The following is a 20612-nucleotide window of genomic DNA, read 5'->3' on the forward strand; positions in this document are numbered from 1 at the left end:
GACTCGCGAGGGCAATTCTCAAATTTTCATGCATGTTTCCTGAATAAGACCTGAAAAATCCGGTATTGTTGCGGCCAGATTCCAGTATATTCAATAGATATCCAATAGTTTATCAAGCTCTAGTGAATAGATATTCAATAATTATATAGCTATTGAACATCTCTTTATAAAAATTTCTTCCCTAAAATTTAATATATTTTATATATTGACAGATGAGAGCCATTTCGTAAATTCGACCTGGACACCGTTGAAATTTAGGTCGTTGTCTAAAACCCTCTCGTTACCCTAAAACTAATCGATTATGCCTTTTCTTGAAGGACCATTCGCCTTTACCGGTAAGTTGGACATGTTGAGCGCGTATCGCATGCGTGGCTTTGACAAGATCATTGTTCGGCGTAAAGGCGGCCCTAGCCGCGAAAAAATTAAAAGCGATCCCAGCTTTAAAAACACGCGCCACACCATGTCGGAGTTTGGCGGTTGCTCGCGCCTAGGCAGCTATGTGCGGCTGGCGATGCACCACATCAAACAGCTATCAGACTATAATTTTGGCAGCGACATCAACAGCATCATGCGCCAGGTACAACTGCGCGATGGCACCGGCGAATGGGGCCGCCGAAAAATTACATTGTCAGCGCACGCACGTATCCTCGAAGGTTTTCTCACTACCAAGAAGGCCCCCAGCTTCGACTCCATCGTGCGCACACCCGTATACTATACGATGGACCGGGCCAATCGTTCGGTACGCGTGGAAATTCCGGAGCTGCTACGCGATATTAACTATTTCCCGCAGAATAACCATGCGATGTTTCGCCTGACGATTACGTTGGGGATTGTGCCCGACTTGAATTATGATATACCCGCAAAAGAATACCTGGCGGCGAATTGGTATGATCCTTCGTGTTATGCGACACTTGCTTCGACGGATTGGAATCCGTCGTTGAAAGGGATGGGAAGCACTGCACTGGAATTAGCCATGGAAACACTTCCGCCGGAGGATGGGTGGACGTTGATGCTGGCGATTGGAATTCAGTATGGGGCGTTTCGGGAGAATGGGAAGATTGAGGAAGTTAAGAGGTTTGGAGCGGCGAAGATTTTAGCGTTGCGTGGCAAGGATGAGGCGTCTGGGGATGGGGTTGACGATGATGGGCTTGAGGAAGATGAAGTGCCCCTGGTGAATGAGGCGGTGACGGAAGATATGCCTGCTGTGGAGCCTGAAGAAGAATTGGGGGAGTATCGGGAGCCTGACGTGCGGTATGTGTATACGATGAAGGCGGAGAAAATGGAAGCGCGGCAGGTTGAAACAGCTTACAGTTATGTTGTTCAGGTCGCTGCACAGGATCATGTCGACTATACGCTGGATATTGCGGAAGAACACAAGTCTAAACGCCCGTCTCAGAAATCAGTGATCGTCGATCCCATCGAAGTAAATCTCGGTAATGACGGTGTCATCATATTTGGCTCCTTTGTAAACTTCCAGGATTTCGAACTTGAGCGTCCAAGGAGGGAGGTTCTTAAAGTCGCTACTCAGTCGGTCGCCGTTGCCGATGGGTGGAAAAGGGAAGTGCTGAGTAGAACGTCTGTCTTCCAGGTTTAAGATAGCAAAGGGTTTGTTGTTGAGGTATACTTTCAACTTCTTAACACGGGCATTGTCGCGGTAGGCACGTTCGCTTTTGATGTACCCATTGGCAACAATGATTTCGGTGACTCGTGGGGCTGAAGCGGCAAAGGTGTATACTAAATATTCACCGATGCCTGGACCAGGTGCGCCTTCTGCCCAAGCGTTTTTATAGCTTAGGTCGTGGACGTTTTCAGCGGCGTATGTGTTCTCACCTTGTGCTTTTAGCTCAGAAGATGCTCGTACTTCTTTCGGGCCGCCGGCACAGTACCAGTTGCAGCCACCATCTACAGCATCCCAGTAGCCTTGATCCGGGCCCGAATCGTACATTGCGTCTACCTCCCGATAGATACGTTGATCATCAACGGAGAACGTTTGAAGTCCAAAATTTTCTTCTATCATCTTCTTCTGTATTACGGCGTAACGGTCTTCATCTTGTTGTCGTTTTAGCGCGCCTTCAGACGACAGGTTCAGCGGAAAGATCTCCCTCGGCGAATACTCTTTTACGGGTTGCTGCGCAAAGACGCAAGATGAGATAATTGACAGCGAAATAACAACGTATGGTTTCATGGAATTGCTTTATACAGGCACCAATACCGCTACGCACCAACTATAAACCGTCAACGTTCCAGACGTTTTAACGATCCGGTTACTTTACACTCGTCGAAAGTAATGGGGAGGCTGGCTTTGCCGGCGGGGTCGCTCCAGGAGCCTGAGAGGTATATTATGTCAGACTGATTGTAGTGTAGGTTATAAGCGCCCTTTTTATACTCGCGATCGATTTTTAACTCGAATTTACCCGTAGGGCGTTTGTTCACCGTTTCGGTCAGCGTGATCGTCTGAGGGGTGTAGCGGCCCGTGAGCGTTAGTGGCTGGAGTTTGTCGTCGTAGTAATAGTAGCCTGTGACTTTGTCCGAGCTTTTGTCCAGGTTGATGGCCATGGTGAAGGCATGCTGGCTGTCTATCTTTCCAAAAAGGAACAGGTTGGTAGGCAGCTCGCCTTTTACCTGCTGGTTATACAGACACTTATCGATACCGTACCTGGTGGTGTAAGCGTCGTCTAACAGGGCCTTCTTTCCCATCGGACTAAGGTATTGCCTGAGCGAATCCACGGGCATTGACCGCATGATGTCCGGAGCACAGGCTCTTGCCACGTGCGGGAAACAGTCGCCGGTGAGCGAGAAGTATAACCAGCCGTTCTTGATTTCGTACCAATCGATATCGTAATAGCTACAGTATGGGTCTATGTCGCCGGCGCATTCCATGGCCGTTTGGAAGGCCCCTTTGGCACTCGTTAGCCAATAGCGGTTTAAGAAATCGGTGTAGCCCACCAGTGTAAACAAGGCTTCGAAAGGGATGTTTTGATTTTGGATGTTGTCGCCCGTGCCAAGGTCGAAGAACATCTCTTCTTCTACGTTGGTCGGGTAGGCACCGTAGTATTCTCCGGCAAACGCAAGGAAGAGCCGGTTCTCTTTTATTTCGGATGTAAAGCTGACACCGTACCACCGGAACTCGGTGAGGTCCTTTTGATTGAAGCTGTTGATCATAAACCTGTCGAGCAGGAAGGAATTGATCTTTTCTACCGCCTTGCCATTGCGGCCCGACGTGTCGCGCACGCGGGGAAGCTGCGAGACGACGCTGTTGTCGATGGTTTCTGTTAGGGTGACCGTGTCGACAACAATCGCGTGTTGGGATTGTGCGCAAAAAGTTGCGAGTAAGAGCGTGAGAAAAAACAGGTAGCGCATGGCGATTTGGGGGCTGCGGTTGGTAAAGATACAAAAACGGCGGAGATGCAGCACAAAACAGTGTGAGTGTGAGAGCGGGAGCGAAACAGGGCAATCTGCCTTTTCTTCGCTCTCGCGCTCACACTCACGCTGTCTCCCCTTATGGCATTACTTCTTCAGAATCAGGTACTGGTACGGTGCCAGGGTCGCCGTGGTGCCAAGGGTAACGGCGGTGTTAGTCAATGAGTTGGTCCAGGTTGTGTTTTGGATGGTGGCGTCGGGGGTGTAGGTGATGGTGGTGTTGCGGGTGTTGACCAGGACCAGGTACTCGGAGGGGCCGTTTTTGCGTTTGAAGGCGGCGATGTCGTTGTGGGGATAGGAAGTCAGCGTGCCCGTGGTGAAGGCTGCCGAGGAATTATATACCGCAAACAGCTTTTCGTATTGTTGTTGCATGGACGGGTTGGCCGACCAGTCGATGGGCGTGCGCGTGAAGAAGGGCAGGTTGGCGTCCTGGCCAACTTCCTGGCTACTGTATAGTAAGGGCACGGCGCTGGTGAAGATCGTGATGACCGATGCGGACAGGGCGCCGGCGGCACCGTTGAAGAGGCCCATCGGGGTTTCTTCGTAAGCAGATACGTCGTGGTTGGTGGTGTAGCGCAGTTTGTGCGCGCCGGCGGGGATGCTGTTGTATTCGGCCTGGTGTGTGGTGAAGATGGACGTGGCAGCTTTGCCATCGCGGTATACTTGTTTGAGGTTGGTATAGAAGTCCCACGCATAGTTCATCTGGAAGCCGGCCGTGAAGTTTTCGGCTTTGCCACCTTCGGCCAGGAGAATGAGCTTGCGGTCTTTGATCGCTTTGAGCTCGTCCAGGGCTTGTTTCCAGAAGTCGGTCGGGACGAAGTCTACTGCGTCGCAGCGGAGGCCGTCGACGTTGGCTTCGAGCACCCAATACTTCATGGCGGCAATCATGGCTTTGCGCATGTCGGCGTTGTCGTAGTTCAGCTCGGCTACGTCGTTCCAGTTGGTGCCGGGCGGGATGATCACTTCGCCGGAGGCGTTTTGCGTGTACCACGATTTGTTTTGCATCCACGGGTTGTCCCACGCGGTGTGGTTGGCGACCCAGTCGATGATTACCGCCATGTTGCGGTCATGCGCTTTTTGCACCAGCTCGCGTAGTTTGTCGAGGTTGCCAAACTCGGTGTTTACCTCCAGGTAGTTCTTGACGGAATACGGCGAGCCCAGGCCGCCGGCGGAGCGTATTTGCCCCACCGGGAAGATCGGCATCAGCCAGAGGGTATTGATGCCCATGGCTTTGATCTTGTCAAGCCGGTCGATCACGCCCTGGAAGTTACCGGCCTGGCTAAACGCCCGCAGGTTCACTTCGTATAGCACGACGTTTTGCGGGTCGGGTACATGGGCAAAGGGTACACCGTATTGTTTCGGGCCGTCGTTGTCCGGTTTGGGTTGCGGGGCGCTGTCTTCGCTGCCGCAGGCCAGCAACATGCAGGCCATGAAGCAGATCTTCTTCATCATCATCAAAGTCATGATCAATTCAAAAAAGGCTTAAGGATTTTTAATTACGGTATAGGTATAGAGATACGGCGCCGTGGACCGCGTAAAGTCTACGCGCACGGTATAGCTACCCGGTTCGGAAATGCTGACTGCGGCATCGGTCGAGGTCAGGGTGCCTTGCAGCTGGTCGCTGGCAGGGCCGTAGTTGATGTCCCACCCGTTGTTGGCGCGGAACTTCAAGGCGCCGTTTACCAGGTTGACGGTCTTGCTCCAGGTTTTGCTGGTGGCATCGTAGGCCATCGGCGTGGAGCTGTCCCAGCTGCCCGGCGTGGCGGTGCCGATCAGGCCCCAGCTATCGATCTTGTCCAGCCGGTACGTTAGCGCCTCGATGTTTACCTGCACGCGGTAATAGCCTGCCAGGGGCACGTCGATCCCTGCCGCCGCACCGTCAACGCTTAGTGCGTTCTCGCCTGCGCTGCCATAATTAATATGACCCCAGTCGGGTGCCGAGGTGAACTTGATCCACGTTGGACCGGCTATGCTTACGTAGCCTTCAAAGATCTTGTCGTTGGTGCCGGGCAATGCATAAATCGTGAGCGCGTCGGATTGAGACGGGTCGCCGCCGGAAGCCTGGTAGCCACCCGGTATCCACAGGGTAGCGGGCGTGCCGATATCGGCGTTGCGGATTACTTGATACGTATAGTTGTAGGGCGCAGCACCGCGGTTGAAGTCGAGTACGATGGTATAGTTGGCGGGCTCGTTTATATTGATGGCCGCATCGGTCTGTGCAAGGGTGCCGGCGAGCTCGTCGCTGTTGGCGGGACCGTAGTTGAGGTCCCATGCGTTGTTGGCGCGGAACTTCAGGGCGCCGCTGTTCAGGTCGGTGGTCACGCGCCATGTGCGGGTGGCCTCATCGTAGGTCATTTCGGTAGAGCTGTTCCAGCCACCGGCTGTGGCGGTGCCGATCAGGCCCCAATCTGTTTTAGTCAGTTGATAGGTGAGACCGTTGATGTCTGTATTGACCTTGTAGTACCCTTCTTCGGCTACTGTAATGGCTGGTGCATTTTCCCCTGCGTCCAGCGTAGCGGCCAATGCGCCCTGACTATAGGTTGTGTTGGGACAGGTCGGGCTTTCGGCAAAGCGGAAAGATTGGTTGTTCTGCAGGTATACATAGCCTTCGTATTGATCGTCATCGGTGGTATAGATCCCTGGTGCATTTTCGCCACCCGCTAGCCACAATGCAAGGGGTTGCTCACTCCACGGTGTGATGGTGAACGTACGCACTTCGGATGTCTGCGGAAACTTGCCGTTGAGCGCCGACGTGATGCGCAGCTGTACGGTGGCCTCGCGGTGTGGCGCGAGCTTCAGGTCGCTGACGAGCCTGGCATTGAGCTCGGACAGCGTCATGGCAAATGTGTTGCGCGCGGTAGAGCCCAGCGCGACGGGTTGTGTAAAGTCGCGGCAGGCAGCGTCGACTTCCAGGGTATAGGTTACTTCGGTGGTGACACCGTATGCTGCTTCTTCCCAGCGGATGTCGAGCTGGTCGTCCAGGCTTTCGGCATTGATCGGTTGACTCAGCTCGGTTTCGCTGGTGGTAATAACGGCTGGGGTAGCGTCGGCTGTCAGTTGCACGCGGGTCTCGTCTTTTTCACAGGCTGCGAAGAGAAACAAGAGGCTATATAGAAGTATCGATAGTCGTTTCATGGCGTCGGCTTTAGTATTCAGGATTTTGGTCCAGGTTGGTGTTGATGGCACGGTCCACCAGCGGGATCGGGAAGAGGTTGACGTGCGCCGGTGTGGCAGCGCCTGCCTTGACGTTGCCTTTCCAGTCCCACAGGTAGTCGTCGCCGGTAAAGACGCCAAAGCGGATCAGGTCGGTGCGGCGTTGCGCCTCCCAGTGCAATTCGCGGCCGCGCTCATCGAGTATGAACGGCAGCGTCAGGTCGCCGTCGCCGATGTTGCCACTGTCGTCGCCATAGGCGCGGTGGCGCAGCAGGTTGATATACTGTACCGCGGTAGCGCGATCGCCGCCGGTGCCGTCGCGCAGCACGGCTTCCGCATACATGAGGTATACATCGGCCAGGCGGAACAACGGAAAGTCGGTGTCGACAAAGGTGTCGTTCTTGCCGCGCACGCCGGTAGACGTTACGTTGCGGAACTTGCGGCTGAGGTAGCCTTCGCGGAAGTTGGTGACGTTGGTGATGTCGAGCGTCTGGCCGTCGGTAAAGAACAAGGCACGACGATCGGTCTCGCCCGAAGGGTCGGCAAATTTGTGCACAAAGGTGTTGGTGAAGCGGCTACCCGCCCAACCACCGGATGCGGCAACGCCAATGTCGTTGACAAGATCCAGGTTACCGCCTGACGCGGCGTGTATAATAAACGTTACGCCGCCATAGCTCCGACCGTTGTCGCCGTCTTCGGCAATGGAAAAGATGATCTCCTCGCGAAGTCGGTCGTTGTCGGCCAGGAACAGTGCGCTATAATCATCGACCAGGGAGAAGGCTCCCGAGCGGATGATCTCCTGGCAATAATTGATCGCCTGCGTGTAGTGGTCGGTACCGGCGTTATCCAGGTAGGCACCGGCATTGAGGTGCAACCTCGCCAGCAGCATCCACGCCGCGGCGCGGTCGGCACGGGCATATTCATTTGTTCCCGGCGGCGCCAGTTCCGGCAGGATGGCCGTGAGCTCCTGATCGATGTAGGCGAAGAGGTCGGCCCGTTTGATTTGCCGCGGCAGGTAAGCTCCCGGGGCATCGTCTTCGGTTACAAAGGGCACGTTGCCCCAGAGGTCAAGTGCAAAGTAGTAATAGAGCGCACGCAGAAATTTAGCTTCGGCGATGTACTGTTTTACATCTTCGCGCAGGCCGGCTTCCAGACCATCCACACGCGACGATGCCGCGCGGATATACTCGTTGCAATACGCAATGTTGATAAAGACCCGCTGGTAAAGCAATTGCACATAGAAGTTTTGCTCAGACCAGTTGTGTGAATGGTATTCGATCAGCGACGCATCGCCCCAGGCAGAAACACATTCATCGGTGGTGATCTCCTGGGCGCTCCAATACATGCGCATGAACGACGTGGTGCCTTCGTCGGGCGCCGACAGCTCGGGCTGCCCATACTCACCACGCTGGCCCGTGAGGGTCATGGCGCCGTACAGTTTGGCGAGGAATTCTTTGTAGGACTCCGGATTTTTAAAGACCAGCGTGGCGGTCGACACGCGGGTATTCAGAGGCTCGGTGTCCAGGTCGCCCACGCAGGAGATCAGCAGGGCGGTGGTCAGCAGGGCTGCATAGGCCCGGAATATAGAGTGTTTCATAAGCGTGTGGTCTGAGGTTAGAACTGGCAATTCAGGTTCAGGAAATAGGACCGGGTACGGGGAAAGAAGTTGTTGTCCAATCCACCCGACACTTCGGGATCGAGGCCCGAATAGTTGGTGATGACGAATGCGTTCTGCACCCCCACCCCTACGCGCACGTTGAGTCGTTCGCGGTATACGTTCTCCCAGGTGTAGCCCAGGTTGATATTGTCCATGCGAAAGAAGGAGGCGTTCTCGATGTAGAAGTCAGAGAAGCGAGTCCTGAGACCCGTCGTAAACCGGGTTTTGTCCGCTTGTGTGCTGACGTTGGCCAGGAACTCCTGCGAATTAAACAGCGACTGGTATGTGCTGTTGGCGGCGACGTTGTTATAGACATAGTTGCCCAGATTGGCACGGCCCATGAAAGAAAAGTCCCAGTGTTTAATGTTGAGCCGCGAGTTGATACCCATATACACAATCGGGTCGGGCTGTTTATAGCTGTAAAGGTCGCTGGAGTTGACGGAACCGTCGCCGTTGCGGTCTACATAGACGTCTTCCACGGGACGGCCTTGCGCATCATATACCTGCTGGTATACATAGTAGGCCGAGCGCGGATAGCTTACGCGGTGCGCCTGAATCGTACCCGCGGTGGTCGCGCCTACGCCGCCCGTCGGCACAAAGTAGTCGGGGTCGTTGTTCAGCGTCAGCTTGGTTACTTCATTTTTATTATAGGTTATGTTGTAGCCCACGGTCCACTGCACGTCGTCGTTCGAGATCACGTCGGCGTTGATGTTTAGCTCCACTCCGCGGTTTACAATGCTGCCGACGTTGCTGATGACACTGCCTGTAAAGTTCGTGCCCGCCGCCGGGGCGATGTAAGAGATCAGGTCGGTGGATTCTTTGCGGTATACATCCAATGAACCGGTGATCTTGTTCTGCCACAGACCGTAGTCAACACCGGCGTTCCAGGTCCTGGCCGTCTCCCACTTGATCAGCTGGTTGTAGCCGTCGGGGCGCAGCGTATTGTAATACGTTGAGCCAAAGGGATAACGCGCGGCATTGTCGCTGCGGGTATAGGTAGCAATGTACGGGTAGTCGTTGCCGACAATGTCTTGTTGACCGGTGACACCATATCCCAGGCGCAGTTTCAGGTCAGACACGCTTTGGCTGTTTTTCAGGAAGTTTTCTTGGTTGATCTTCCAACCCAGGGCTATGGAAGGAAACAACCCCCAACGCACATCCTTGTCGAAGCGCGATGTAGCGTCATTACGCAGGGTAGCGGTGACCATATACTTATCGTGGAAAGTATAGTTGGCACGACCGAAGAAGGACAGCAGGTAATACTCGGTTTCGTAGACATTGACGCGGGTGGCGCCTTCGCCGGCGCGGGTCATGGTGGAGTCGGCACCTTCGCTGTAGAAGTGCGCCCAGGAATACCCGCCCATCACGTCGAGCTTGCCCGAGAGCGACGGCAGCTCTTTGCTGTAGTCTACATAGAAGTCGAGCAGTTGGTTTTTGGCGGTGGCTTCATACGGGTTCAGGCGGCCCTGTGCGACCGAGGGCAAGTATACCCACTGGGTGCTGTCGGCTACGTTGTTGTGGCCGGAGGTTTGTTGATAGTCATAGCCCAGGTTGAGCGTGGCGCGCAGGCCTTTTACAAAGGGGGCGCTGTATTCAAATTTCGCGCTCCCGATGCTGCGCTTGACGATCGATGTATTATTTGTCAGGGCGAGGCGTGCCACGGGGTTGCCAGGCGCCAGGTCGATGCTGGCGCCGTTGCGTGTCCAGGTGGTATATCCGCGCCAGCCGGGGCTGTAAACAGGTTTCGTGGGATCGTAGGCGATGGCATCGCCGATGGCGCCCTGGTCCGCAAAGTTGTTGGTATTGTACATTCCCTTTACGTTGATGGCAATCTTGAGCGCGCCATCGAGCAGGCTGGGGTCGAGCGCGATGGAGGCGGTGGTTCGCTCGAAGTTATAGGTCTTTAATATGCCATCGGTATTGTTATATCCTACCGATACGCGATACGGTATTTTATAGGCGGTGCCCGATACCGTCAGGTTGTGGTCCTGGCCGACGGCGGCATCTTTATAAATCTCGTCCTGCCAGTCGGTGTTGGCATCGCCGAGCAGGGAAAGCGCCAGCGGGTTGGATGCGTAGTGCTCGCGCACCCGCGAACGAAATTCGTCGGCACTATATACGTCTACCTTGCGCGGTGCGGTGGCAATAGTAGCCGTGGCGTTATACGACACCGAAAATGCACGACCGCCACGCTTGGTGGTAATGAGGATGACACCGTTGGATGCCCGCAAGCCATAGATGGCCGTGGCGGACGCATCTTTTAACACGGTGAAGGTTTCAATATCGTTCGGATTGATGGTGGACAGGATGTTGGGCGAGCCTCCCAGGTTGTTGTTGGTGATCGGAACGCCGTCGATGACAATGAGCGGGTCGTTGCTGGCGCTGAGGGATGAGCCGCCGCGGATGCGGATGGTCGAGGTGTTACCCGGCGCGCCACTGTTGGAGGTGATGGCCACGCCGGCCACTTTCCCCATGAGTAGCTCTTGCGGCGAGTTGACGACACCTTTATTAAAGGCGCGCGAGTCGACTACCGCCAGCGATCCCGTGGCGTCGGCTTTTTTTATGGTGCCATAACCCACCACGACCACTTCATTGAGGGTCGCTACGTCGGGGTCGAGGGTGATGCTGAGGTTGGTTTGGCCGGCGACGGCTACTTCGCGCGTGGCGTACCCCACGAACGTGATGACGAGCGTGGCCTGATCGTGCACGGTGATGCTGAACTTTCCCTGGGCGTCGGTGACAGTGCCGTTGACGGTGCCTTTTTCCAATACGTTTGCTCCGGGTATGGTGGCGCCGTCGTCGGAAGCCAATACAGTGCCCGTGACGGTGCGGGTCTGTGCCCAGGCGTGGGAGGCCAGCAGGCAGAGCAGCAGGAGCACTTTGCCTGTGAGCCGATAGATTCTGTTCATACGGTTTGGGTTAGATGGTTGTTTCGCATTGCGCAAGCGCCGATCGAAGGGGTGCGTTTCAAACGTTTGCGCGATGGAACAAAGAACGCGGCCCAAGGCGGGTCGCTTCAACTCTTCGGATCAAAATCTAGAAAAAAGATGGCGTGTAAGATCCTTAATTTACTGTCGTACAACCGTTTGCGAAACCCCTTGGTCGGGAAAAATCTCATCCTTTTAAAGGCATTCCAACGGGTTATAATGCGCGGATAGCCATGATCTGCCTGTCAAATCCCTCGTTGGGCAAGATGGACTTGTTGCGGAGACGCGTTTTGTAGGTGTAGATCGTCGTGACGGAATAGTCGAGGATGCGGGCGATCTTATCATGGTCGTGAATGCCCATGCGGATGAGTGCGAAGATTCGCAACTCGGTATTGAGCAACTGTCCCTCCTTTAATACAATGCGGTCTTCTTCTTTAAAGAGCGCGTTGAAGGCGTATACGAAGTCGGGGAAAAGTTTGAGGAAGACTTTATCGAAATTGTGGTAGAGGTCTTCCCGCTCTTTTTTTACGTTGATGCTTTCGATGGTAAAGCGCATGTCTTCCAGCTTTTTGGTCATGAGCTTTAGCTCCAGCGTTTTTTTTAGTGCATCCAGGCGCGTGATGTACTCGGCCGTGGTGGTGAAGTAATACCACACGTACTCTTCTTTGATCTTGTTGGCGTCGCGCAGCTGATGGTTCGTTTCGGTCAGTACATGGTTGGCATCGGAAATGGTCTTTTCCGCGGCCCGCAGTTTTTGAAATTGTTTGTAGATGATGATGGCAAAGCCGATCGTGACAACCGACAGCAGGGTGATGATGGTGGAATAGAACATCAGGATGCGCCGCCGCGATTCCACCAGGCTGAGCTGCTTGCCTTCGATGATGGGAAATACCGCGGCCACCTGCACCTTACGATGGCGTGCGCCGTAGTAGTTGGCGTCTTCCATGGCAATCTTGACATATTTATAGGCGCCGTGTACATCGCCTTCTTTGTACAGCATATCTGCCAGGTTGAGCGTGGCGAGCGTTTCTTTTGTCGACGCACGAATGTCGGCAATGGCCGCGCGGATCAGCATTTCTTTGGCCCTGATGGGCTCATTACTATAGAAGTAAATAAAGCTGAGCGTGCTGGCGGCCACGGCAAAGTCGGCATCGGCGAGATTGTGTTGTGCAATAAGCGATTCAAAGGCCTGGCGGGCTTCGGGCATTTCACGCAAGTGCAAATGTTTGAGTCCTTTCATGAGCCCATACAACGGCCGGTCCGGGCGTACAAGCGCCATGGCCGAGTCGATGTAGGCATTGCCTTGCCGTGTGTACTGCGTACTGTAGAAGTTATCGCGATTGAAATCCGACAGGTCGTAGCTGGTGCGGGCGCGGAGAAAATAGTACGCGGCGCGCAGGCTGTCCGTGAGGCCGGAGGGGTGCAATGTACGCAAGGTATCGAGGGCTTCGTTGAACAGTCCGGAAGAGACTAATATAAAGCCCAGGTTGATTCGCGCGGCGGCAATTTTGTTCGGGTCGCGCAGGTAGCGGGCCAGGTGTTGCAGCTTGCGGGCGTAGATGAAGGCCGAATCGTAGATAAAAGACTTATACTCTTCGTAGATGGCATTGTATACTGTGTACTGTTGCACAGAGTCTATCTTGCCCAGTTGCCGTTTATAGCCTTCAATGCGGGCGAGCTTTTCTTTTAAAAAGACGTCGCGCTTTTCGATGGTGTTGTTAAGCTGTTGCAACAGGCTATCAATGTCGGGGGCAGCCTTGGCACAGCCCAGCGACACAACGATACATAAGCCTACTGTCAGGAAAAACCGCATAAAGATTGGATAGAGTCTGGATCCACTGCGGTCCACCAACGGGTAAAACGGAGTAGCCCAGACAAGATAGAAAGCTTTGTCCAAAGGGACAAGCGGCGAGGCCGGGTGGCTACCTGCTAATTCACTCTTGCGACGGTATGCGGCGCATGGTGCAGAGGGGGATTTCTGCAGTATGTGCTTTGGGTGTAGGATGATGGGTGATGTAGAAGAGACCGTTAACGGTGGCGATATAGGTTAGGATGCAGACGGGGCATTTGGGAATTAGTAGGGCGAGTGGGAAGAGTAATGCGAGTGCTGCACGACGGGTGTGTTGTTTTTTTGGCTTTGAATGTTGGCAGCAGTTCATGTTGTAGGCTTCGGGCTTTAAATTTTTATACGCCAGTCTGAAGACTGGCACCAGGGTAGGCACAAGTCTCCGCCCCGAGACGGGGCTAAGACTTGCGCCAGATGCCGTGTAATTTCTTGCGGCCTTGGGGGTAAGGTATTGCGTTAGTGGCAGCAGTTACTTTTCACTGGGACGGCTTCGTATTTGTCGTGGTGGCGGACCCAGTCGGTGAGGTCTTTGTTGGGGCCGTTTTCGTTGCGACCCAGGGGGGTCATGTCTAAATAAGCGTAGGCGCCTACGAGGGACTCGTCGCCGCGACCGTAGGAGGAGTAGGTGTGGTATACGGTGCCTTGCTCGTCTTTGTAGAACACGCTGGTGCCGGGGAGCTCTTCGCTTTCGAATGGTATCATGTTATAGTTGTAGTATACCTTTCCGTTTGCGTCTGATTTGGGGAACGATACGTGGAAGTCGAAGTTGAAGTCGCTTTCGTAGGATGATACCCATTTGAATTTCCAGCCCATGCGTTTTTTAAAGGCCTCAATCTCGGGCAGCGTGGCGCGCGATACGGATACAAAGGTGACGTCGTGGTGCATGAGGTGCTGGTTGGCGCTGTCGGCGTGATCCGCTTTGAAGGAGCAGCCTACGCATCCTTCCTCCCAGCCCGGCCCAAACATGAAGTGCTGAATGATCAGCTGGCTGCGGCCGTCGAATAGCTGGCTGAGGGTTTCTTTACCGTGGGGACCCAGGAAGATATACTCCTTATCGACTTTTACCCAGGGCAGGGCGCGGCGCTGGCGGGCGAGCTCGTCCTGGAGGCGCATCATCTCTTTTTCCTTTTCGAGGTATTTCCGCCGGGCAGCAAGCCACTGCTCCTGGGATACGATCCGGGACTCCGGCTCTGATTGGTGTATGTGCATGGCTTTTTTTGTTTTCGTTTCTTCAAATTTCGGCTTGAATCGAAGAAAACGGGGTGCGTATAAATGCCGAATTCAAGGGGTTTTTGTGCCACGCGAAATCGTTTATATTTGTTAGTAGCGAAACCCGAATAACCCCTACCACCCAAAACGCCATGAAGAAGATATCCTTGTTGGTTTACGAAGATGCTATTTTATCGTGTGTCACCGGAACGCTGGACATGCTTGTGCGCACCAATCGCATGCTGGAGACTATGGGCAAGCCGCCGGCCTTTGAAGTGTCGCTGGTTTGCGAGAAGAAAGAGAACAATCCGCTGCTCATCACCGCTCCCGGTGTGCGCTGCAAAACTTTAAAAGAGATTACGCATACCGACCTTATCATTGCCCCCGCTTTTAACGGCATGCCCGATCCTATTCTGCAAAAGAACATGGCCCTGGTTCACTGGATCCAGGTCATGCACAACCGCGGTGTGGAAGTGGCCAGTCTCTGCTTCGGCAGCTATTTCCTCGCGGAGTCGGGCGTACTTGCCGGTAAGTCGTGCACGTCGCACTGGATGGCGCTGGACGATATGCGCGAGCGCTACCCGGATGTAAAGATACTTTCTGACATGGTGATCACCGACCAGGAGGGTATTTATACCAGCGGCGGTGCCTTCTCATCTCTCAACCTGGTGCTGTATATCATTGAAAAGTTTTGCGGCCGTGAAGTGGGCATTATGGTGAGCAAGATGTTCTCCATCGACATGGACCGCACCAGCCAGTCGCACTTTGCCGTGTTCCAGGGACAACGCAAACACGACGACGACGATATACGCCGCGCGCAGATGTTCATCGAAGAGAACTACCACCGCCAGATCTCGGTGGAGGAGATTGCCGAGCAATCGAACATGAGCAAGCGCAATTTCATACGTCGCTTTAAAAAGGCCACGCAGAACACACCGCTGGAATACCTGCAGCGCGTGAAGATCGAGTCAGCCAAGAAAGCACTGGAGCGAAGCTCCCAGGACATCAGCTCGCTGATGTATGACGTGGGCTACAACGACGTGAAGACGTTTCGCATGATCTTTAAACGTATCACCGGCCTGACGCCGCAGGAGTATCAACGCAAATACAACCGGGCGGCTGTGCTGGCCCAGGCGGTATGATCGATTTTCGTACGATAGATTACCTGCGCCATGGTACAACACGGCAGCAGGCAGTCTATACTTTATTGTCCGGTCCCGCGATCTTTCCGCCGCTGCGCGCCTACACCCCAGTGCTCGCGGGCACCATTCCGATCAACGTCGATCTCCCCTCAAGCGACCTCGACATCCTTTGCTGCTTTGACGATGCCGCATCGTTTTATTATGATGTCGAAAAAACCTTTGTTGGGTTTGACGAATTTGCTCTTCGCCGCATGAGGCTCCGCGGTGAGGACACGGTTGTCGCAAACTTTACCACGGCAGGTTTTGCCATCGAGGTATTCGGCCAACATATACCGGTTACACAGCAGACAGGATACCGGCACATGGTGATCGAGCATGTCATTTTACAAGAAAAGGGAGAAGCTTTTCGGCAACAGGTATTATCCTTAAAACACGAAGGGTATAAAACAGAACCTGCCTTTGCCAAACTTCTTGCGCTCGCAGGCGATCCGTACCAGGCATTGCTCGACTTTGGTACGGCTATTGTTTAATTTTTATTCCGAGATGTTCGGATTGTTGTTCCGGTCGGGTAGCAGCAAGTGAAAGGTGGTACCCTTGCCAACCTGCGATTCGACATAGATCGCGCCGCCGTGGTTGTTAACAATGCGGCGACAGAGTGCCAGGCCGATGCCCGAACCCGGGTATATTTCCCGGCCGTGCAGACGCTTGAAGACTTCGAAGATCTGTTCGGCGTATTTGTTTTCCAGGCCAATGCCGTTGTCGGCTACGGTAATGTGATAATACTTGGCAAACAGCAATGGGCTGGCGAGGTATGGTTGCAGTGACTCGTGATTCACACGCTCGCTGCGGATGTCGATGGTTGGGATCGTACCACTGGTGGTAAATTTTAACGCGTTGCTGATGAGGTTGTAGAACAATTGATTCATCTGCAGGTTTACCGCCTCTATGACCGGCAATGCGGCTACCCGGATGGCAGCTTTTTTTTCAGTAATGGTTAGCTCGAAGTCGGTTATAATGTCGGTCACAATCTTGTTCAGGTCTACGGGTACCATGCGCGACTCAGACTTGAGCAGGCGTGAAAAGTCCAGCAGCCCCTGGATGAGCAGCGACATTCGCTCGGACGACTGCTCGATCTTTGCTACTACACGGTGACTCTCGGGCGAGAGGCCGGGATGCGCATTCAGCATGCTACTAAACATCCGGATCTTGCGCAACGGCTCTTGCAGGTCATGGCTGGCGACGTAGGCATATTGCTCCAGTTCGGTGTTGGAGTGTACCAGGCTGCGGTTGGCGTCCTCCAACTCTTCGTTGGTCGAGGCCAGTTCTTCGTTGGTTGCCTGAAGCTCTTCGTTGCTGACGGCGAGCTCTTCAGTACGCTGTTGTATTTGTTGTTGAAGGTCTGATTGTAACGCACGCAGCTCGGCTGCCGTACGCTCCTGGAGTTGTTTTGCCTGTGTCTGTTCGGTTACGTCGGTGGCTACATCGAGTATGGCATATACCTGGCCCGCGGTATTGAACAGGGGCTGGTAGGTAAAGTTAAAATAGAACGTGCGCAGCACGCCGTCGACGACCAGGTTTGCCTGCGCTTCTTTGGAGTGATACGCGATGCCGGTGGTGTATACCTCGTCGAGCAGTTGTAAGAACGGCTGCCCTTCCAGCTCGGGCAGCGCATCGCGCAGCCGTTTGCCAACGATGGATTTCCCTTTACCCCAGAGCCGGATCATCGCATCATTGGAAAGGTCGATGACCAGGTCACGACCCACCAGGATGGCCATGGCCACCGGAGCGTCTTCGATCAATCCGCGAAAACGGGCTTCGCTGATGCGCAGCTCGTTGGAGGCGGTCGCCAGTTCGTGTATGTCCAAGCAATAGCCTGCATGTCCTGCATACTCGGCGTCGTGATAATACGGGGCGCCTACTGCGCGGCACCAGACTACGTCGCCGTTGGCCTTGCATAGCCGGAAGAGCACATCGTACTGCGTCCGTGCGTCCACGGCTTTCTGAAAGGCCTTTATACTAGCGTCCCGGTCGTCAGTCAACAGCGCAGTCAGCCAGCCATTACCCAACAATTCATTATAGGATAGGCCGGTCCACTCTGTCAGGATCTTGTTTACATAGATCAGCTTTCCCCCGGCATCGGAAAGCCAGAGGCCGGTGGGCGAGCTGTTGGTTACATTGCGAAAGAGCTCTTCGTATTGCTGAGTGATGTGCGCGGTGACTTCGTGGTCTTGTATAAAGTGGGTAATATCTTGCACAGTTCCCTGCAAGCACTGTGGGGTGCCGTCGATATCGAAGTATACTTTTATTCTGGATTGAATCCAGCGGATTTGTCCGTCGGGAAGCGGCACGCGGTACCGTATTTCGAAACGCCCCTTGGGCGTGGGTCGCAGCATGCGTTGGAGGGTCTCGTCGATAGCCTCGGCGTCGTCGACATGAAGCAAGGATAAAAAACGATCATAGGGAATGGTGTCGCCGTCATAGGCGAACAACACCTGGCAGCGGGCATCCCACGCAAGCACACTGCGACGCAGGTCGAGCTCCCAGGTACCGATGCCAGCCAGGGTAAGGGCTGTTTGTAAACGTTCTTGTCCGGTATGATCCAACGATGTATTACCGGCACTTATATCCTTCTCCATACTGAAGGAAGCGGTATTTAAAAGCATGCCATGGGGCCGGAATATGGTTCGGCAGCCCGGTGGATGCAAAGCTTTGCCGGCCGAATTACAGGTGAGTGGGTTGGTCGTGCGTATGGAAGAAGTCGCGGAGTACGTTGATGAGGTCGGGAATGTTAGGTTGCTTCCGGATGAAGGCGGAGACGTGTGCACCGCCCGCGCGGGCTTTATGGTCGGCGGGAATGGAGGTGGAATATATGGCGATGGGGATGCGCGCCAGGTGGGGAATTTTGCGAATCTCCTGCAAACATTCCCAGCCATTGAGCTGGGGCATGTTAATGTCTATAAAGATATAGTCGGGTACAAAATTCTCGCGCTTAAGCTTTTTGACGGCGGTACGGCTGTCGTTGCCGTAAATAAGCTGTACTCCGTTGTTGAGCTCGGTCAACGCCATTTCGAAAATGTCCTGCTCATCGATGTCGTCGTCGATGAGGTAGCATATTTTGTACTCCATTACGCCTTTGGATCCATTACACAATAAAGTCGAAAGGTAGGGAATCGTCCACAGTCGTTCAAGTGTTACCCCAACTCACGCGGGCGGCGGGCAGACTTGGGGTTGGTGCGCTTTTTTAATGCCTTATTTTTACTTATGAGCTACGATTTGATGGTATTCACAAAGGAGTCCGCGCCGAAGAGCCGGGCACAGTTCATGCAATGGTACGAAGAGCAGACTACGTGGGTGGAAAACCACGGCAACGTAGGATTGGCCCACGTATCGCGTTCCCTTCGGGGTTGGCTATCCGAAATGGTAAAGGTTTTTCCGGCGGCGAACGGTCCGTTTGCGCACGCCATGTACAACAACCTGGCGGATTATAGTATTGGTAAGGATATCATCTACGTCTCATTTTCGGAAGCTGCAGCCAAAGCCGCTTACACCACGGCCCTGGCACTGGCCGGTAAATACGAAGTTGGCTTTTTTGATGTCAGCACGGAGAACGCTGCCATTCTCTTTCCGGAAAAGGGCCGCCTGCTGGCACTGGCTGCCCGTAAAAAAGATACGGCCCCTCGCAAAGGCTGGCTGGGTGTCGGTTGGCTGAGCCCGGCCCGTACTCGCTAAAAAGATTCCCTTTATTCTTTTATAAACCTCAGATTGGTGGCGCGTGGAGCGGATAATATAAAGCCGTCCACGCGTCCCAGACTGTTACGCTGAAAGTCGATCGTGACGTTTTCTTGCCCGTGGTATGGGAAAGAGATGCGCTCGTATTTTTTCCACAACACCACTTTCATTTTTGGATTAGTGCCCACTACAAACCACAGTGCCCCGCCTTCTATAAAGAACGAATAGGTGGCCTGTTGCTCATGACTATAATACGTACCGGCAAACTCGCGTAGGGCTTCGCCCCCTACTACCGCCGAAGACGGCGTCATGCCCCCACTGGCCTCATCGACTGTCCTGGCTGCCGGCGCGGTGGTTGTCGCCGGGCGTTCGCCAAATACGTAGATGTCGGCTATGTCTTGTGTAAGTTTTTCCGGATCGATCGCATCGGTGTTTGTCAAACATATGATGGTGGTGCGTTTGGTGGGGAACCGAAGCATGTCGGCGCCGTAGCCCAGAAATGTACCGGGGTGGGTATGTACGGGCAGCCCCCGGTAGTGGCTGCGGATGATGCCTTTACCATAGGGCACCGCCGTACCATCGGTAAGTGCCCCGCGTAGTAGCAAGGCCTGACCCAGGCCCGTGGATAGTGTGTCGTAGAAGATGTGGTCCCACACGACCAGGTCGCTGAGCATGGTATAGAGTCCGCGGTCGCCCACAGCTTGCTTCCGGTCTCTGTATGGCAGGTAGCGCGCGCCGGGCTTTTTATAGCCTGGTGCCAGAGGTTTGTTACGCAACACGCGGGGCTCGCCCTCAAAGCCGCTGCCGGGCATGCCCAATGGGCCGAACACATTGCGGGCGGAATAGAGGAACAGCGTATTGCCCGTGACACGCTCGAGTATCTCGGCCAGCAAGACATAATTCGAATGGCTGTATACACACCGTTGGCCGGGCTCAAAGTCGAGCGATTCCTGGCGCACGATGGTCTTCAGCACTTCCTTGTTGGTGAAGGCTTCTTCCAGGTTCTTGCCGCTAATCCACATGAGCACGAGGTAGTCACGAATGCCGGAGGTATGATATAGTAAATGATTGATGGTGATGTTCTTTCCGTAGGACGGGAATTCCGGGATATACTTCTGCAGGCGGTCGTCGAGCGAGATCTTTTTCTGCTGCGCCAGGTGTACGATGGCCGCGGCGGTAAATTGCTTGCTGAGCGCAGGGGCCTTGTATATACGTGTGGGGCCGTTGGGCGTTTGCCTTTCCAGGTCGGCCATGCCGTAGCCTTTTTGAAATACCAGCTTGCCGTTTTGAATGATGCCCACCACGGCGCCCGGGCGGTTGGTGCCCATATGGTCCTTCAGCAGCAGGTCAATGTGGGCTTCGAGGGAGTCTTGCGTTTGCACACACGCGGCGGCGCGCCCCCGGATTGTAGACGAAAGGGCGACAACGGTAGCGATGGCGAGGCGTAATGTCAGTATGGGGTGGTTGCGAGGCATGCGGCGGTTGAAAGCTTTTAGTAATATACTAAAAAGCTTTTTAAAAAGTATGCC

The 20612-nt window shown here is 54.2% G+C and carries 14 protein-coding genes; 3 read left to right on the top strand and 11 right to left on the bottom strand.

The features are described from left to right. Nucleotides 1-1399: 1399 nt before the first annotated feature. The 8 genes from KK062_RS31240 to KK062_RS14530 form a co-directional block, all read right to left on the bottom strand. A complete protein-coding gene (locus KK062_RS31240; protein ID WP_438835938.1) occupies nucleotides 1400-2185 on the bottom strand; it encodes an NADase-type glycan-binding domain-containing protein in 786 nt (261 codons plus the stop codon). 50 nt (nucleotides 2186-2235) lie between these two features. Next, nucleotides 2236-3360 (bottom strand): hypothetical protein, encoded by a 1125-nt coding sequence (locus KK062_RS14500; protein ID WP_254085030.1) that lies wholly within the window; start codon nucleotides 3358-3360, stop codon nucleotides 2236-2238. Nucleotides 3361-3507: 147 nt separating this feature from the next. Continuing rightward, nucleotides 3508-4884 carry an alpha-amylase family glycosyl hydrolase gene (locus tag KK062_RS14505; protein ID WP_254085084.1) on the bottom strand — a complete coding sequence of 459 codons (1377 nt, stop codon included), beginning with the start codon at nucleotides 4882-4884 and terminating at the stop codon, nucleotides 3508-3510. A gap of 18 nt (nucleotides 4885-4902) precedes the next feature. Continuing rightward, on the bottom strand, nucleotides 4903-6555 hold the full coding sequence (locus KK062_RS14510; protein ID WP_254085031.1) for a SusE domain-containing protein: 1653 nt from the start codon (nucleotides 6553-6555) through the stop codon (nucleotides 4903-4905). Between the two features lie 10 nt (nucleotides 6556-6565). Beyond that, a complete protein-coding gene (locus KK062_RS14515; RefSeq protein ID WP_254085032.1) occupies nucleotides 6566-8170 on the bottom strand; it encodes a RagB/SusD family nutrient uptake outer membrane protein in 1605 nt (534 codons plus the stop codon). 17 nt (nucleotides 8171-8187) lie between these two features. Continuing rightward, the gene (locus KK062_RS14520; RefSeq protein WP_254085033.1) at nucleotides 8188-11139 is read right to left on the bottom strand and encodes a SusC/RagA family TonB-linked outer membrane protein; all 2952 of its coding nucleotides are present in this window, start codon (nucleotides 11137-11139) and stop codon (nucleotides 8188-8190) included. Between the two features lie 232 nt (nucleotides 11140-11371). After that, nucleotides 11372-12970 carry a SusR family glycan utilization regulator gene (gene susR, locus KK062_RS14525; RefSeq protein WP_254085034.1) on the bottom strand — a complete coding sequence of 533 codons (1599 nt, stop codon included), beginning with the start codon at nucleotides 12968-12970 and terminating at the stop codon, nucleotides 11372-11374. Nucleotides 12971-13459: 489 nt separating this feature from the next. Then, entirely contained in the window at nucleotides 13460-14212 is a 753-nt protein-coding gene (locus tag KK062_RS14530; protein ID WP_254085035.1) for a DUF899 domain-containing protein, read from the bottom strand. 152 nt (nucleotides 14213-14364) lie between these two features. Here KK062_RS14530 and KK062_RS14535 point away from each other — a divergent pair, with 152 nt between their 5' ends. Next, nucleotides 14365-15354, top strand: coding sequence for a GlxA family transcriptional regulator (locus KK062_RS14535; protein WP_254085036.1), 990 nt, complete (start codon nucleotides 14365-14367; stop codon nucleotides 15352-15354). After that, the gene (locus tag KK062_RS14540; protein ID WP_254085037.1) at nucleotides 15351-15884 is read left to right on the top strand and encodes a DUF4269 domain-containing protein; all 534 of its coding nucleotides are present in this window, start codon (nucleotides 15351-15353) and stop codon (nucleotides 15882-15884) included. The genes KK062_RS14535 and KK062_RS14540 overlap by 4 nt, the downstream gene beginning before the upstream one ends. Before the next feature lie 3 nt (nucleotides 15885-15887). On the opposite strand, the gene KK062_RS14545 is transcribed toward KK062_RS14540, so the two are convergent. Together KK062_RS14545 and KK062_RS14550 are read right to left on the bottom strand one after the other, a co-directional pair. Beyond that, on the bottom strand, nucleotides 15888-17990 hold the full coding sequence (locus KK062_RS14545) for a PAS domain-containing sensor histidine kinase (protein WP_254085038.1): 2103 nt from the start codon (nucleotides 17988-17990) through the stop codon (nucleotides 15888-15890). A gap of 85 nt (nucleotides 17991-18075) precedes the next feature. Beyond that, on the bottom strand, nucleotides 18076-18480 hold the full coding sequence (locus tag KK062_RS14550; RefSeq protein ID WP_254085039.1) for a response regulator: 405 nt from the start codon (nucleotides 18478-18480) through the stop codon (nucleotides 18076-18078). A 135-nt stretch (nucleotides 18481-18615) separates the two neighbouring features. On the opposite strand from KK062_RS14550, the gene KK062_RS14555 reads away from it, so the two are divergent. After that, entirely contained in the window at nucleotides 18616-19083 is a 468-nt protein-coding gene (locus KK062_RS14555) for a hypothetical protein (RefSeq protein WP_254085040.1), read from the top strand. An 11-nt stretch (nucleotides 19084-19094) separates the two neighbouring features. On the opposite strand, the gene KK062_RS14560 is transcribed toward KK062_RS14555, so the two are convergent. Continuing rightward, nucleotides 19095-20558, bottom strand: coding sequence for a serine hydrolase domain-containing protein (locus tag KK062_RS14560; RefSeq protein WP_254085041.1), 1464 nt, complete (start codon nucleotides 20556-20558; stop codon nucleotides 19095-19097). Between the last annotated feature and the right edge of the window lie 54 nt (nucleotides 20559-20612).

The organism is Dawidia cretensis (assembly GCF_018598175.1).
Taxonomy (GTDB): domain Bacteria; phylum Bacteroidota; class Bacteroidia; order Cytophagales; family Cyclobacteriaceae; genus Ohtaekwangia; species Ohtaekwangia cretensis.